18 protein-coding genes are annotated in these 15,887 nt (G+C 49.4%); 4 read left to right on the top strand and 14 right to left on the bottom strand.

All coding sequences use genetic code 11. The features are described 5' to 3' along the window. Positions 1–3 precede the first annotated feature (3 nt). From ctaD to cimA, 5 genes are all read right to left on the bottom strand, one after another. Positions 4–1,659: a cytochrome c oxidase subunit I gene (ctaD, locus tag AACT35_RS13720; protein WP_099237848.1), complete on the bottom strand. Its 1,656-nt coding sequence runs from the start codon at positions 1,657–1,659 to the stop codon at positions 4–6. A gap of 82 nt (positions 1,660–1,741) precedes the next feature. Next, positions 1,742–2,635, bottom strand: coding sequence for a cytochrome c oxidase subunit II (locus tag AACT35_RS13715; protein WP_099237846.1), 894 nt, complete (start codon positions 2,633–2,635; stop codon positions 1,742–1,744). Positions 2,636–2,654: 19 nt separating this feature from the next. Then, positions 2,655–3,254, bottom strand: coding sequence for a DUF2231 domain-containing protein (locus AACT35_RS13710; RefSeq protein WP_065710231.1), 600 nt, complete (start codon positions 3,252–3,254; stop codon positions 2,655–2,657). Between the two features lie 3 nt (positions 3,255–3,257). Next, a complete protein-coding gene (locus tag AACT35_RS13705; RefSeq protein WP_012306358.1) occupies positions 3,258–3,758 on the bottom strand; it encodes a DUF2231 domain-containing protein in 501 nt (166 codons plus the stop codon). A 349-nt stretch (positions 3,759–4,107) separates the two neighbouring features. Next, complete coding sequence (gene cimA / locus AACT35_RS13700; protein WP_099237844.1) at positions 4,108–5,724, bottom strand: citramalate synthase; 1,617 nt, start codon at positions 5,722–5,724, stop codon at positions 4,108–4,110. A 251-nt stretch (positions 5,725–5,975) separates the two neighbouring features. Here cimA and AACT35_RS13695 point away from each other — a divergent pair, with 251 nt between their 5' ends. After that, positions 5,976–6,449: a hypothetical protein gene (locus tag AACT35_RS13695; RefSeq protein ID WP_049761560.1), complete on the top strand. Its 474-nt coding sequence runs from the start codon at positions 5,976–5,978 to the stop codon at positions 6,447–6,449. A 54-nt stretch (positions 6,450–6,503) separates the two neighbouring features. Here AACT35_RS13695 and psb29 read toward each other — a convergent pair whose 3' ends face one another. The 9 genes from psb29 to AACT35_RS13650 form a co-directional block, all read right to left on the bottom strand. Beyond that, entirely contained in the window at positions 6,504–7,259 is a 756-nt protein-coding gene (gene psb29 / locus AACT35_RS13690) for a photosystem II biogenesis protein Psp29 (protein WP_099238023.1), read from the bottom strand. 303 nt (positions 7,260–7,562) lie between these two features. Continuing rightward, positions 7,563–8,507: a F0F1 ATP synthase subunit gamma gene (locus AACT35_RS13685; protein ID WP_030005967.1), complete on the bottom strand. Its 945-nt coding sequence runs from the start codon at positions 8,505–8,507 to the stop codon at positions 7,563–7,565. 84 nt (positions 8,508–8,591) lie between these two features. Continuing rightward, positions 8,592–10,109: a F0F1 ATP synthase subunit alpha gene (gene atpA / locus AACT35_RS13680; RefSeq protein WP_030005968.1), complete on the bottom strand. Its 1,518-nt coding sequence runs from the start codon at positions 10,107–10,109 to the stop codon at positions 8,592–8,594. A 101-nt stretch (positions 10,110–10,210) separates the two neighbouring features. Continuing rightward, positions 10,211–10,768 (bottom strand): ATP synthase F1 subunit delta, encoded by a 558-nt coding sequence (atpH, locus tag AACT35_RS13675; RefSeq protein ID WP_099237842.1) that lies wholly within the window; start codon positions 10,766–10,768, stop codon positions 10,211–10,213. Continuing rightward, positions 10,765–11,292, bottom strand: a complete 528-nt coding sequence (locus AACT35_RS13670) for a F0F1 ATP synthase subunit B (RefSeq protein WP_012306365.1) — start codon at positions 11,290–11,292, stop codon at positions 10,765–10,767. The genes atpH and AACT35_RS13670 overlap by 4 nt, the downstream gene beginning before the upstream one ends. Positions 11,293–11,421: 129 nt before the next feature. Then, complete coding sequence (locus AACT35_RS13665) at positions 11,422–11,907, bottom strand: F0F1 ATP synthase subunit B' (RefSeq protein ID WP_012306366.1); 486 nt, start codon at positions 11,905–11,907, stop codon at positions 11,422–11,424. Positions 11,908–12,057: 150 nt separating this feature from the next. Continuing rightward, on the bottom strand, positions 12,058–12,303 hold the full coding sequence (atpE, locus tag AACT35_RS13660; protein ID WP_012306367.1) for an ATP synthase F0 subunit C: 246 nt from the start codon (positions 12,301–12,303) through the stop codon (positions 12,058–12,060). A gap of 161 nt (positions 12,304–12,464) precedes the next feature. After that, a complete protein-coding gene (gene atpB, locus AACT35_RS13655; protein WP_173867214.1) occupies positions 12,465–13,205 on the bottom strand; it encodes a F0F1 ATP synthase subunit A in 741 nt (246 codons plus the stop codon). A gap of 54 nt (positions 13,206–13,259) precedes the next feature. Beyond that, the gene (locus tag AACT35_RS13650; RefSeq protein WP_030005970.1) at positions 13,260–13,619 is read right to left on the bottom strand and encodes an ATP synthase subunit I; all 360 of its coding nucleotides are present in this window, start codon (positions 13,617–13,619) and stop codon (positions 13,260–13,262) included. Between the two features lie 499 nt (positions 13,620–14,118). Between AACT35_RS13650 and AACT35_RS13645 the strand changes: the two genes are divergently transcribed. The 3 genes from AACT35_RS13645 (at position 14,119) to AACT35_RS13635 (ending at position 15,811) form a co-directional block, all read left to right on the top strand. Further along, the gene (locus tag AACT35_RS13645) at positions 14,119–15,093 is read left to right on the top strand and encodes an aldo/keto reductase (protein ID WP_099237840.1); all 975 of its coding nucleotides are present in this window, start codon (positions 14,119–14,121) and stop codon (positions 15,091–15,093) included. Between the two features lie 15 nt (positions 15,094–15,108). Beyond that, complete coding sequence (locus tag AACT35_RS13640) at positions 15,109–15,477, top strand: hypothetical protein (RefSeq protein WP_254047944.1); 369 nt, start codon at positions 15,109–15,111, stop codon at positions 15,475–15,477. 112 nt (positions 15,478–15,589) lie between these two features. Next, positions 15,590–15,811: a hypothetical protein gene (locus tag AACT35_RS13635; RefSeq protein ID WP_030005973.1), complete on the top strand. Its 222-nt coding sequence runs from the start codon at positions 15,590–15,592 to the stop codon at positions 15,809–15,811. Positions 15,812–15,887: the final 76 nt, after the last annotated feature.

Below are 15,887 nucleotides of genomic sequence, written 5' to 3'. Positions count from 1 at the left end.
CATTTAACCCCCCAGATTTTCCGTGAGGGGTTCCGACTTTCCGTAGCCATAGGGTTCTGTGATGACGATGGGTAACTCCTCAAAATTTTCATGTTCCGGGGGAGAAGGAACCAGCCATTCCAAACCGATCGCCCGCCAGGGGTTTGCGGGAGCGCGATCGCCGTTAATCCAGGACGCAATCATATTGAGCAAAAAAGGAATCGTGGACATGCCGAGGATAAAACCGCCGATACTGGCAATCACATTCCAGAAGGCAAACTCCGGATCATAAGACGCAACCCGCCGGGGCATCCCCATCAACCCCACCGGGTGCATCGGCAGAAAGTTCAAGGTTGTGCCGATCATCGTTAACCAAAAATGCAGTTTCCCCAGACCCTCGTAGTACATCTTGCCCGTCATCTTCGGGAACCAGTGGTACACCGCCCCATAGATCCCAAAGACGATCGCCCCGTAGATCACATAGTGAAAATGCCCCACCACAAAATAGGTATTGTTCACATGGATATCCACCGGAACCGATGCCAACATAATCCCCGTGATCCCCGCGAAAACGAAGTTAATCAAACCCCCCATCGCAAAAAGCATCGGTGTATCCAGGCGCAATTTCCCCCCCCAGAGGGTCGCCACCCAGGCAAAGACCTTAATCCCTGTCGGCACAGAGATCAACATCGTTGAAAACATAAACAACATCCGCATCCAGGGGGGCGTCCCACTCGCAAACATATGGTGAACCCAGACCACCGCACTAAGGACAACAATAATCATCGAGGAAACGACGACCACCTTGTAGCCAAACAAGGGCTTACGGGCATAGACGGGGAACAGTTCCGAGAAAAAGCCAAACACCGGCAAAATCATCACATACACCGCCGGGTGGGAATAGAACCAGAAAAAGTGCTGGTACAGAACCGGGCTTCCCCCCTGGGAGGCATCGAAAAAGGTTGTGCCCACCGTGAGATCGAAGAGTAACATCACCGCCCCAGCAGTTAAAGCGGGTAACCCAAAAAGCTGAATAATTTGTGCCGCTAACACCGTCCAGACAAATGCCGGCGTTTTAAACCAGCCCATCCCTGGACAACGCATCCGCACAATGGTCGTAACAATATTCACCGCCCCCAGGATCGAGGAAATTCCCGATAGCGCCACGGAAACCAACCAAAGAAATTCGCCATTGAGCAACACTCCCGCTGGATTCTGGATACTCACCGGGGGATAAGACCACCAACCCGATTGGGCGGGTCCCCCCGGAGCCAGGAAACTCAGGATTAGCAACGACCCAAACACCGGAACCATCCAAAAGGCGATCGCATTTAGTCGGGGGAATGCCATATCTCGTGCCCCAATCATCAGGGGAACCAGATAATTTGCGAAGCCCGCCAACACCGGAAATGTCCAGCCAAACAGCATAATGCTGCCGTGCATCGTAAACAGGGCATTGTAAACGGTGCGATCCACGAGATCCGGTTCTGGGGTGATTAGTTCCCCCCGCATGATCATCGCGAAAATTCCGGCGACGAGGAAAAAGAAAAAGGACGTGACAATGTATTGCAGTCCGATGACTTTGTGGTCGGTACTAAAGGAAAAAAAGGTACGCCAATTGGGCAGGTTGGTGAGGGGTTGTCCCTCGTTGGTCAGGGCTTCTGGGGGAGCTTGGGTCATGGTTTGTGAGCGATTACGGAATTACAGAAAATTTATGGAAGACTGACAAAAAAATTCAGAGGAAAAAGGTCAATAAACAAAATCAGGGATGATAATTCACCACGGGCGGCGGCGCAGGGGGCACGGTTTTCCAGGCGGCGCGGTCTTCTTTCTGTTGACGGCGGGCGTATTCACTGACGGCTTGGTTAGGGGCAGGGGTGGGGGTTTGGCGGGCTGCTTGGTTTAACCAGGTTTGGTAGTCTTCCTGGGATTCCACCACCACATCGGCTTGCATCGCTGCGAAATAAGTGCCACTAAATTGGGAATCACGAATGCGATATTTCCCTGTTTTGATCGGTGTAAATTCAAAGTCCGTATCTTCAAAGGGGATCACGTCCTGCTTCACCCGGAAGGCGGGGATAAAAAAGCCATGGATCACATCGGGCGATCGCAGAATGAAGTGGGCGCGTTGGTTCACCGGGAGATGGAGTTCGGTGCTGGTGACATTTTTTTCGGGGTAATGGAAAATCCAGGCCCATTGCTTGGCGGTTACTTCCACGTTGGTGACGGGAATAGCCATGGTGGTTTTCCCTGTAGAAACATTGGTCACTAAAGCCTCTTGGTGCATATGTCCCGGAGCTTGGATATTCATCTCGCGGTAGGTTTGATAGCTGAAATAGGCCAGATAAACCACGATCAAGAAGGGGATCGTTGTCCAGATAATTTCTAATTTGACGTTGCCTTCGATGGGGGGGCCATCACTGGTGTCATAGCGTCCTGCCCGGTGGAAGAGGATCGAGTAGGTCATCGTGCCGGCAACGCCGAACAGGATAAATGTACCGATCGCCACTAGGGTGCTAAAGAGCCGATCCACCAGTTGGGATTCTACGGAAGCCTGGGGCGGTAGCCAACTGTAAGACCATTGCCCGACGTTGTAGCTAAATATCCCTAAAATTAGGGCGATCGCCGAAAGTGAAATAATCGTTTTTAACTTCATAGCCTAATGTTCCTCACCCCTACCGCAACAGCACATTGGGATCTTCACCGAGTCGGAGCAGATGACCCGCCGTATTGTGCGCGCCAAATTCCGCCGCTAACTGAGCGCCTAATGTGCCGTGGACATACATCACAAACATAATCACCAGTCCCGCCAACAGATACCACCACTGCACCTGGCGACTGCGATCACCGCGCCAGACATACCGCTGAAAGCCTCGCCAAACCGTCATGCCAACGATTAATGCCAGCAACAGCACGCCGCCAATGCCGTGCCAAATCATCGTATCTATCGCAGTAAAATTCCAGGCACTTTTTACCTCAGACGGGGCATCCATCAACAGCATTTCGTAGAAACCTGCCGCCACCGTAAAAAAGGTAATGATTGACGCCGCCACCATGTTGTACCAGCCCACATCAAAGAAATTAGAACGGGTAGCCGGGATCGCCAGATATTTAAAAATGGGACGCTCAAAAGTAAAAAATACACCGACAATATCGAAAGCAATGCCAATGATGAACAGCCCCAGGGTCAGATGCACCAGATTCGGGTGAATGGGAATGCTGTAGGGTAAGCCGTTTGCCCCCAAATCGAGTTGATGGATCAGATCAGAATACATCGCTTATAAAAGTCCCTCTTTCGCTGCTTGGACAATCTCTGTGGTGTGGAGCCCGTAAACCCAGACCAATTTATCGCCGAGATAAACCTGGAAAAAGACAATTCCCGTCAAAATTGCTCCCATACCCAGATAGGACATCGGCAAGGTTTCCGGGTTTTTAGAGCGAATCACGTAGCGCCAGCCCGTCAAGGCCGCGATAATCCCCGACAAAGACCAACCAATGATCGTGTGGAGATTCAGCACGGGTTCAACGGCATCGTAGGCGATCGCCAAACCTGCTTCGATTTGTCCAAAGATAATGGCAATAAAAATCGAAACCGTGGCGACGAACATATTCCACCAGCTCACTTCATAGAGTTTGCTGTTGCGGCTGAAATAGCCAAGCACATCACAGAAAAAAGCAAATAACACCATCGCAATCACAAAATGCACCACAATCGGGTGAATTGTGTCGGGATAGGGCAGATTATGCTCGTTGAGGGGGGGAAGAAGATTATCAAACATGAGAATTGCGTGGAGAGGATGCGACCCAGTCCCCAAGAATTCTGAAGCCTTAGCAACTTTTAAGTTACTAATTTTCCAAAAAGGGAGTCTTTTGGGTTTGGTAGGTTTGGGTCATAGTAGATCAACACCAGAACCAGAAAATAAACTAAAAATCTGAGTTGAGTGAGTCCGGCAACTAGAACACGAGACGGCAATGAAGAATACTGATACCCAAAATTTTTTAGGTATTTTGACTTGCAAACCATACTAGCTCAGATCAAAAAAGGAGGGGTGGCGATCGCCTCTAAATGTCAACTCTCCCGCATCGGAAAATGGGTCAAAAATCCACACCATCCCCGCAGAGTTAGAGTCACAGGGTTGCCACAGGTAAAGGCACAGAGGGATAAGGCGATCGCCGCAACAGACCATACTCAATACCCTCGACCACAGCCCGATAGGATGCCTCAAGAATATTGGCTGATACGCCCACCGTCGTCCACCGTTCCAGGCCATCACTTGATTCCACCAAAACCCTGGTTTTTGCACCAGTGCCCGCTGCCCCATCCAAAATTCGCACTTTATAATCCGTCAATTGAAACTCGGCAATTTCTGGGTAAAATTTCGTCAACACCTTCCGCAGAGCCTGATCCAAGGCCGAAACGGGGCCATTCCCCTCTGCTGCCTCGAGCAAATTTTTCCCGTTCACTTCTAACTTGATCGTGGCGATCGCCGTACTTTGAGTTTCTCCCACATCACAATTCACATGGAATCCCCGCAGCTTGAAAAATTCCTGCCGATGCCCCAATGCCGAGCGGATTAACAACTGAAAACTCGCCTCTGCCGCCTCAAATTGGTAGCCTTCATGTTCCAAATCCTTTAATTTTTGCAGGATCGTTCGACTAGCCAGATCCGTTTTCTCTAGGGCAATGCCGAAGCTTTTCGCTTTAGCCAAAATATTGCTTAATCCCGCCTGTTCTGACACAACAATACGCCGCTCATTTCCCACCGTTTGCGGATCGATGTGTTCATAGGTGAGGGCATTTTTTTGCACTGCTGAGACATGAATTCCTCCCTTATGGGCAAAAGCCGAACGGCCCACATAGGGCGCATGGTCATCGGGAGCTAGATTGACAATTTCGCTGATTAAGCGGCTTGTACTGGTGAGCTGTTGTAGTTTTTCCGGTGCGAGACAAGGCTGATTTAACTTCAGTTGCAGGGTGGGAATTAACGTGCATAAATTGGCATTACCACACCGTTCGCCATAGCCATTGATGGTGCCCTGGACCATGGTGGCCCCGGCTTGCACGGCCATTACTGCATTGGCCACCGCCATCCCCGAATCGTTGTGGGTGTGGATGCCGAGGGGAATCTTGAGATCCGGAAATGCCCGTTGAATATCCTGGAGACTGGTCATAATTCCTTGGGGCAATGTGCCGCCGTTGGTATCGCACAAAACTAGATATTCAGCTCCCCCTTGGATCGCTGCTTCGAGGGTCTTGAGGGCATATTCGGGGTTTTGTTGGTAGCCATCAAACCAATGTTCGGCATCATAGATTACCCGCCGATTTTGGGATTTTAGATAGGCGAGGCTCTCCCGGATCATCGCGCAATTTTCTGCCAAAGTAGTGCCTAAACCAAGGGTGACATGGAGATCCCAGGATTTGCCAAATAGAGTAATCCAGTGAGTTTGCGCCCGGAGGGATGCTTGGAGTAGAGAGTCCGTTTCGACGGCGGAATGGGGACGTCGTGTTGAACAAAAAGCAACAATTTTCGCTTGCTGGAGTGGATATTCCCGGAGATGTAGAAAAAATTGTTCATCTTTTGGATTTGCCCCTGGCCAGCCCCCTTCAATAAAGGGAATGCCGAGGCGGTCGAGGTGTTGGGCGATGCGGACTTTATCTTCGAGGGAGAGGGCAAGCCCTTCTCGCTGACAACCATCGCGGAGGGTGGTGTCGTAGATCTGAACTGGGTTTTGGGGAGAAACCATAGGGGAACCGTCGGCTAGAAATGCTGCTTTTGATCCTAGCAAGGGAGTTTCTGGCTAAGGCGGGCCTCGATACGATTCCACAAACTTAGACAATCTTGTTGATATTTCGGGGTCAGCACATCGCTAAATTTTCTAGACATTTCTTTGGAAACATTGATCACTGGCCCCAAGATTTTTGAAGCTTCTGGGGAATCGAGTACACTGGAGATACTTTTTTGATTTTGTGATGCGTTTATAAGCTTGTGTTGTCTATGGCGATCGCCTTCAAAGTTAGTCGGTGGTGTCTTAGCGGCTTCATCGCAGTAAATTTAATCGGCTGTACTCCTTGGACAGTCTTATCTCAACAGGAAAACCTGGGTACAACCAGGCAGCCCATCGCCAGTCTTGGGGCTGTGTCACCGGGGGCTGAGGTCTATGTCCAGGGAACTGTAACCCAGCGGGTGCCTCTCCTCGATCAAGGTGCTTACGAATTGCAGGACAGCACCGGGCGCATTTGGGTGATTACGGAAACTCCGCTGCCGGAGCCTGGGGCAGAATTGGCGATCGCCGGGCAATTACAATTCCATGAGTTGCAACTCCAGCAACAAAATTTTGGGGAATTTTTTATCCAAGAACAGGCGATTATCGACACCGTAGAAGAGGGAACGATTTCACCGCCACAATTACCCATTAAAGAACACCTTGATCTGCAGTTTTTGCCCCACAAAGGCAATCAAAAATCCTGAGGATCAAGGTGTTAGTAAATAACATTTAAGAATCAAGGTTGCGCACAAGTAATCCTAAGCATCGGAGCCGGATTCGCTGGTTTCTTTTTGTTCGTCGTTGGTTTCAGTCGCTACGGTGGCTTCTGCTGTTTTGGCATTCGCCTCTGCTTCCGCCTTTTCCCGACGTTGCCGTTCTACGGCGAGGGCATCTTCTAAAACCTCTAGGACTTGATTCATTTTTTCGAGATTGCTGCGATAAAGATCTAAGTCTTTTTTCATTTTCTCCTCAGGGAGATTCAGACCTGCGGTGACTGTAGTCAGCATTTCGTCGCGCTTCTCTGTGTCCTCAAGGAGTTGCGGCTCTGACTCACCCAAAAAAGTATAGACGCCAATGGCAAACAACCGACTATATTTGAAGTGATCATTTTTGGCGATCGCCTCAATTTTTTCCCATAATTCCTGGGCACCTTCGGGGGGAACATCTTGCCGGAAGCACTCAATCAGTTGTGTCCCAGAACAACGTTTTGCCAGTTCAACCAGGGCCATTGCATCTTCTTTGTAACGGTTGGCGTCGCCCCCAATCGCTTGGCACATGCTTTGGAAAATAGAAACTTTATCCGCCTCTGGGCGATAGCCTTGCATAAAGCGCTCAAAGGAAGTGACGACGCCCAACGCATAGAAAGGATCGTAGCGAAAATCGGCGTTCACCGACAGTAAATGCATTTCAACCAAAAGTTCTTCGACGACGCGCCGAAAAATCGAATTAATTGGCCGAGTATGATGTGTATAAAAATCACGCTTCGTATCGGAAACGGTGCGAACTTGACTCACAAATGGAACCCACAATTGACATTTCAATATTCTATTTTGACGTTTCCAGAGGCGTTTGCCAAGGTGATGGGTCTGGGGCGGATTCTTGACGGCTCAATATTTCAATTAAAATTCACCCCCAAAAATCTCCTTTGGTCAGTAAATTGATCCCCTCTAAAAACTCCTTAAAACTCTTTGGCGATCGCCTCCCTAGGCCACTATAAAAAAAGAGTGACATGGTTATGCCACCCTTTCATGTTATTAAAGCCGTCCTCAAGTAACCGTTAGCGTTAGTGACGGTAATGGGAATGACTTGTTCGTCTTTTAGAGTGCATTTGCACCGGCGACCACTTCCAATAGCTCCTGGGTAATCGCTGCCTGACGGGCCTTGTTATAGGACAACGTCAAGGTTTTCATCAGTTCAGAAGCATTGTCACTGGCATTGTTCATCGCCGTCATCCGCGCCGCCAACTCACTGGCTGCCCCTTCCTGGAGCGCCCGTAGTAGTTGGTTGCTGAGATATAGCGGCAACAAAGCATTCAAAATGTCCTTCGGATCCTGCTCGAAGATCATATCTGCGGGCAGTTCTTTAACTTCAGTTGCCACCTTTTCCCGTTCGACCTGGAACTTACCACCCCGGGTAATCAGGTTGAAAGTTTCGTCGTCGGGATTAGTGAGCGCTTCAGGCACCAAAGGCAACAGCGTTTGCACAACGGGCTGAGAACTAATCAAAGACACAAAGCGTGTGTAAATCAGTTCAATTTTGTCCACTTCTTCCGAGAGGAACAAAGAGAGCAGTTCATCGGCAATGTCCGACGCTTCTGCTGCCGAAGGAATTTGTTCTAAACCAGCATAGGTTTTAGCAACGGGAGCTTGGCGATTCTGGAAATATTGCACCGCTTTACGGCCCACCAGCACAAACTTGTAGCTGATACCAGCCGCTGCTAATTCTTTTGCTCTTTGTTCGGCTTTGCGGATGATGTTGGCGTTGTAGCCCCCACAAAGGCCGCGATCGCCAGTGATGACCAACAGACCGACGCACTTTACTTCCCGTTGCTTGAGGAGGGGCAAATCTGCTTCTTCAAGGCGGAGACGACTCTTGAGGCTATAGAGTACCTGCAAGAGGGTGTTAGCAAAGGGACGGGTGGAAGTCACCTGTTCTTGGGCGCGACGTACTTTGGCCGCGGCCACCAGACGCATCGCTTCGGTAATTTTCTTGGTATTTTTGACGGATTGAATCCGGTCACGAATCCCCTTTAGGTTTGGCATGAGTAATATCCCTTAGTTCGATTCTGGGTCGCCTGCAACCCCTGGTGATGCTAGCCATCGGCCACAGGCGACGTGATCATCTGCTTAGGCCGCAGCGGCGAAACTTTGCTTGTGCTCGGCGATCGCCTCTTTGAGCAGGTTCTCCGCTTCTTCAGAGAGCACTTTATCGTTGGCAATGATTTCACCATAACGGGCTTTGCTGGTGGCAAGGTACTGACGGAGACCAGCAGCAAACTCAACCACTTTATCTACAGGAACATCATCAAGATAGCCATTCAAGCCAGCGTAAACAATCGCCACCTGCTCAGCAACGGAGAGGGGAGAGTTTTGGGGCTGTTTGAGGATCTGACGCAGGCGCTGACCCCGGGCCAACTGGTTTTGGGTTGCTGCATCCAAGTCAGACGCAAACTGGGCAAAGGCTTCGAGTTCTGCGAACTGGGCCAATTCCAACTTCAGCTTACCGGCAACTTTTTTCATCGCTTTGGTTTGAGCCGCAGAACCAACCCGGGATACGGAAATACCCGCGTTGATCGCCGGACGGAAACCTGCGTTGAATAGGTCAGAGGACAAGAAGATCTGACCGTCGGTAATGGAAATAACGTTGGTGGGAATGTAAGCGGAAACGTCACCGGCTTGGGTTTCGATGATCGGTAGAGCGGTCATGCTACCGCCGCCGAGTTCATCACTAAGTTTCGCTGCCCGTTCTAACAGACGAGAGTGCAAGTAGAAAACGTCACCGGGATAAGCTTCACGTCCGGGGGGACGACGGAGCAGCAGGGACATTTGGCGATAGGCCTGGGCTTGCTTGGAAAGGTCATCGTAGACAACGAGGGTCGCCTTACCTTGGTACATGAAGTGCTCGGCGATCGCCGCACCAGTGTAGGGAGCAAGGTACTGAAGAGTTGCCGGATCGTTAGCATTCGCAGCAACAACGACGGTGTAATCTAAAGCGCCCTTAGATTCGAGGGTCGAAACAACTTGAGCAACGGTGGACGCCTTTTGACCAACGGCCACGTACACACAAATTACATCTTCACCCTTCTGGTTGATGATTGTGTCAACCGCAACGGCAGTTTTACCAGTTTGACGGTCACCAATGATCAATTCCCGCTGACCCCGACCGACGGGAATCATCGCGTCAATTGCGGTAATCCCAGTCTGCATCGGTTCATGGACAGAGCGACGGGCAATAATCCCAGGGGCCATGAATTCGATGAGGCGGGTATCGGTAGCGTCAATGTCGCCTTTCCCATCGATGGGACGGGCAAGGGCATCAACAACACGGCCAACGGTCGCGTCGCCAACGGGGATTTCTGCAATCCGGCCAGTGGACTTCACACTACTGCCTTCTTGGATGTCACGACCGTCGCCCATCAATACGGCACCGACGTTGTCTTCTTCAAGGTTGAGGGCGATCCCTACGGTGCCATCTTCAAACTCAAGCAATTCACCGGCCATGGCCTGCTCAAGACCATAGATCCGAGCAATCCCATCACCGACTTGAAGTACGGTGCCGACGTTATCGACTTGAACTTTTTGGTCGTAGGACTCAATTTGTTGACGAATAATGCTACTAATTTCGTCGGGTCTGATACTAATCATGTCTGTACTGTTAAATAAGGTTAATTCTAGGGACAGTCTATTGAGACACTTTTAAAGTTAAGTGGCCGGTGTTAAAACAGGTCCAAAAAATTGGCACCAGCTTAGTTTGAGCCTAATAGATCCATGCTGATCCGCCGGAGTTGGCCCCGCAAGCTAGCGTCAAAGACCTTGGAACCGACTTTGATCACGACACCACCAATCAAATCGGCATCGGTGCTAATGTTCAATTCGACGGCATCGGCCCCGGTCATTTGTTTGACTTGATCGGCGATCGCCGCTTCTTGGTCAGTGGTCAACGGTTGCGCACTCGTGACATCAGCGAGAACAATATTATTCAGTTTTCGCTGGAGGGCGACGAATTCCTGGCAAATGCCTTCGAGGAAAACAATACGCCGACGATCCACAAGCAAAAACAAAAAGTTGAGGAAGTAGGCATCTACATCCTGGCCACAAACCCCTTGCAGAACACCTTTTTTATCCTCTGCTTTGACCAAAGGATTCATCACAAAAGACCGGAACTCCGCAGACTCTTGGAAGAGTGACAGTAAAGCCCGACAATTTTCTGCAAATGCCTCGACTTTATTGGTCTCTTGCGCAAGGGTCATCAGGGCACCAGCATAGGGCTCAACGACCTGAGCAATCATTGTGTTGCCTTTCATGCGCCACCTCCCAGTTGTGCAATGCTGCGATCAACTAACTTGGCTTGAGCAGACTCATCCAAATCAGACCGCAATTGAGCTTCCACTTTTGCCAGAGCAAGTTCTGCAACCCGTCGCTTCAGCTCGGTGATTACTTTCGCTTGTTCTGTGCTTAATTCTTTAACCGCAGAGGCCTTGAGTTTTTCAACTTCATCGCGACCTTTGGCCAAGATGTCTTGTTTGGTTTTTTCTGCGGCAACCTTAGCGTCTTCCCGAATTTTGGCAGCCTGGGCCTGGGCCTGTTCGAGATCTTTCTGGGCTTTTGTCAGTGCTTCTTGGGCTTTTTTCGCGCGGTTTTCAGCGTCTTCTAGATCGGCGACAATTTTGCTTTTGCGCGTCTCTAAAATATTGCCAATAAACTTGCTCCCATAGACGTACAGAACCCCAATGATGATCGCAAGGTTGATAATGTTTGTTTCTAAAATGTCGAAGTTTAAATGAAAACCACCCTCCGATGCGGTGGCAAGGTAGGAAATAATTCCCATGATATCGATCTACCCCAGCGCTATTTGCTTATGGTGTATACATCTAAAAATGGATAACTCTTTTTCTTAAAGATATAAAAGCTTGAAATCTTCAAGAGTTCCCATCTAGGCAGCGAAAACCGCACTACCCTAAAGCTTTGCCCCAACTAATTTAGAGGCGATCGCCTGGCTCAGAGAATCAACTTGCTGTTCAAGGGATTTGAACGCAGATTCCCGTTGTGCCTCGATTTCCAGAGCTGCTTTTTCCCGCTCCGCCAAAGCTTCAGCCTGGGCAGACTTCACTTCATCTGCTACGACCTTTTGAGCTTCAGCCTGAGCTTTTGCAATTACATCCTGGGCTTCACGACGCACATCACGGAGTTCTTGCTCATATTGAGCGGCTAAGTCCTCCGCCTTTTGCTGACGTTCTTTCGCGTCCACTAAGTTGGTGCGAATGTAATCGGAACGGTCGTCAATCGCTTGACCAATAGGCTTATAAAAAAGCTTATTTAACAACGCCGCCAAGACCAAAAACTGAATGGCCATCACGGGGAGCGTTGCGTCAAAATCAAAAAGACCACCCTCAGCGGTTTTCTCGACTGCTTCAGTTGCTAAAACAATTGTCCAGTGTGTCATTTATCAATTGACCCCACCGTGTTTGGGTCTTATAGAGTTTATACATCTAGGGGGTTACCCCATTGTCCCATGGAAAAACGGGGCCTAGGTCATCCAGTTAAGCTGCCTTTAAATCAGCCTCGAATGACCTAAACCCAGTCCGGTATCTTTTTATGCAAAGGGGTTTGCAAACAAAAGAACGAGGGCAACAACAAGACCGTAGATGGTTAAAGCTTCCATAAAAGCCAAGCTGAGGAGGAGAGTACCGCGGATTTTGCCTTCCGCTTCGGGTTGACGGGCAATCCCTTCGGCTGCACTACCCGCAGCATTACCTTGACCAATACCAGGGCCGATCGCCGCAAGACCAACAGCAAGAGCAGCAGCAATAACAGAAGCAGCAGCAGTTAAAGAATCCATAATTTTTTCCTTTCGATGTTATTGAAGTGGGTATAAACAGGTCTCTAAAACAGATCCCCGTCAAAAAAATTAACAGAAAAAGTGACCAGAAACACAAATCAAGTTGAAATTTCTAGCTAGCCTTCGGGCTTTTATCAATAATCCTGAAGTCAAACCTTCCCCTAGTGATGACCTTCCATCGCTTCAGCAATGTAGGCTGCGGCGAGGGTCGCAAAAATCAACGCTTGGATCGCACTGGCGAATAAACCGAGTGCCATCAAGGGTAAAGGAATAATCAGGGGAACCAAGAAAACCAGTACACCAACCACCAGTTCGTCCGCGAGGATGTTTCCGAAAAGACGGAAGCTCAGGGAGAGGGGCTTGGTGAAATCTTCCAGAATGTTAATTGGAAGAAGGATAGGGGTTGGTTCCAAATATTTTTTCAGGTAACCAATTCCACGCTTTTTGAACCCGGCATAAAAGTATGCCAAGGAAGTCAACAGAGCTAGGGCTACGGTGGTGTTAATGTCGTTAGTGGGAGCGGCCAATTCACCTTCGGGTAAACCAATGATTTTCCAAGGCACAAGGGCACCGGACCAGTTGGCAATGAAGATGAAGAGGAACAATGTTCCAATGAAGGGCACCCAAGGACGATATTCTTTTTCGCCTAGCTGGTTTTTAGCCAGATCCCGAATAAATTCGAGGGCGTATTCCATGAAGTTTTGAAAACCACCAGGGACACGCTGAACATTACGGGTTGCTAGGATCGAAGCAAGCACGAGTACAGCAATAACGAACCAAGAGGTCATTAGTACCTGTCCGTGAACTTTTAAGCCACCGAGTTCCCAATAAAAATGTTTGCCGACTTCGAGTTCAGCAAGGGGAAATAAACTAAATGTAGTTAAACTATTAAGCATTTCCATTTGATGATCTTTCCCCGGTTCTTTCTCTCGACAATCAAGGGCTAGGGCGGAATTCTAATTTGTTTTGTCTGCGGTAAGTAAACTATTCGGCAGCACATAAACAATGATGGCAAGTTTATAGGTAATGAACCCTAAAAAAGCGGGGAGAATTTCCAGTTGCTCCAGTTGGGTTGCGATGACGATCAAGCCGATAAAAAGGGCTAGGCGACCGGAACCGGTTCTGGGATTAGTGCTACTGATTTTTTCTACGCTTTTTGCCAACTGTCTCAAATAAATTATTCCAACGCCAGCACCAATGAGATAACTCACCGCTGTTTGGGCAGAATAAAAGTACCAGACCAACAGGGCGATCGCCCCACTGATGGCAAGAGTCACAAAAAAAATGGACTGTTTGAGCTGATAGTACTCGTCCATTGGGGTGTTACTTGCCGAATCCCCATTGTTTTCTAAGGTTGAGTTAGAAGGGTTGGGAATGTCTGATTGGCTTTGAGACTCAGATGAATTCACGCTCAGCAGGTTTAGAAGATCAAGGGTTTTGATCAGTTTATTTGACTGTCTATATTGCTTTGTACAAGGGAAACAGTACAAACCACGTGCAATCATATCACGCCATTGTCACAATCCTTAAAAAGTTCCCCATGACCCAGGGCGAAGGCTGTAAAAGGGCTAAAGATGGGGATTTGTGGGTTGTGTCTGGGGAGATTCAAGTTATTTTTATAGGGCGCAAACCTGCTTTGGTGGGAGAATGAATCGTTCTAGGAGGATTATGGCGATGGAGACTGCGGTGTTAGATTGGGTGGCGATCGCCGGTTATTTTGGCGTTACCCTACTGGTTTGCTGGCAAATTTTCAGTCGGCGCTAATCAGCTTTTCCTGACTTTTTCTCAGTATTTCACTCCATTCAAACTGATGTTATGCGCGAGCAACTTATTCTCCCCACCATGGGCTGTGGCACCTGGGCCTGGGGCAATCGCCTGCTATGGGGGTACCAACCCAGCATGGATCAAGAACTACAACAGGTGTTTGATTTCTGTGTGACCAGCGGCATTACCCTCTTTGATACGGGAGATTCCTATGGAACCGGACGTTTAAGCGGTCGTAGTGAAAGCCTTTTGGGGCAATTTTCCCAAGCCTACACTGGCCGTCACCAACAGGAAATCGTTCTGGCGACTAAACTGGCTCCTTATCCTTGGCGGCTCACCGCTGGCTCCATGAAGCGGGCTGGGGCCGCCTCCGCGAAACGTTTACAGCGGCCAATTGATTTAGTGCAAATGCATTGGTCAACGGCAAATTATGCCCCTTGGCAAGAAAAACGATTATTGTGGGGTTTGGCAGAACTGTACGAAACGGGTCAGGTGAAAGGCGTAGGGTTATCCAACTATGGTGGTCAGCGACTCCGGGAAATGCACCGTTGGTTTCAGGATTGGGGCGTACCGATTCGGACATTGCAGGTGCAGTATTCTTTGCTTTCAACGGATCCAGTGCTGAAATATGACGTCAAAGCCGTATGCGATGAATTGGGGATTCAGTTAATCGCCTATAGTCCCCTGGCCCTTGGTCTGTTGACCGGAAAATATAGCTTGGATCAACCGCTGCCCAAAGGTTTACGACGGCGGGTTTTCAAGCAAGTTTTGCCGAACATGGCCCCGTTGCAGAGCTGTTTACGGGAGCTGATGGCGCTGCACCAAAAAACCATGGCCCAGGTCGCTTTAAACTGGTGTATTTGTAAAGGGACAATGCCGATTCCGGGGGCAAAAAATCTCACCCAAGCCCAGGAAAATGCCGGGACATTGGGTTGGCACCTAAGCGCCGCTGAAGTAGAAGCCCTCGATCAAGCGGCAGCCCAAGTCACAAAAACCATGGTGCAAAATCCGTTCCAATCCCGTTAAATTTTGAAAATTGCCATGACCACTGCTCCTCATCCCGTCCCTGTAATTGAATCTCCCGAACAATTGGCGGAATGTCTCACCCAAGCCCAAACCTGGGCAGAAATTGAACTGCTCACCCAAGCCTACCCCGACTTTAAGGCGATCGCCTGGAAACAATTATCGGCAGATCAGCAAGGCCGCATTCTCAAGCTCAGGGATTTGAAAGATAAGGCGATCGCCCAAGAATTTCCCCTTGGTTGCCTTGTGCAACGCCGGGCAGATCCAGAGCAAAAACAGGGCAAAGTAGTGGACTATTGGGACGCCTACGGGGTTGATTACGTCGTGTTTACCGTTGATGGCTTTACCGATTGGTGCCCCGGTTCTATGCTCGAACGACTCAAGTAAAACAGTAAGCATTTTCCTTGAAAATCAACATATATTGCCGCGCCTTAACTCCGGCAGAAGAGCATGCTATGAGAAAAGATATGCTCTTTTAGACTCGATCAACCTTCGGCCCATGCGTGATACCTCCGAAATTCGTTTCCAGCTGCACCACGAGCTTAACCAGTGTTACCAAAAGCTCTTTGATTCCCTCGCTACCATGCAGATCAAAGAAGGGGATGCAGCCACCGTTGCCCAACTGCTGCTGAATTCCCGCCTGGATGCCCTAAAGCACCTCGTCAGTGAAGCAGAACGTCCCGCCTACGATGCCCGTTACCCCGAAGACGCGGAAGACTAGCAGGAACAAAAACAAACCGTAGAACGTTCCTATGATTGACAGTCTGAATATCAAGGATTCGGCTCTGCATCAATCG

Source organism: Synechococcus sp. BDU 130192, from assembly GCF_963876085.1.
Classification (GTDB): Bacteria; Cyanobacteriota; Cyanobacteriia; order Cyanobacteriales; family MRBY01; genus MRBY01.
This window is presented reverse-complemented; position numbering and strand designations above follow the sequence as displayed.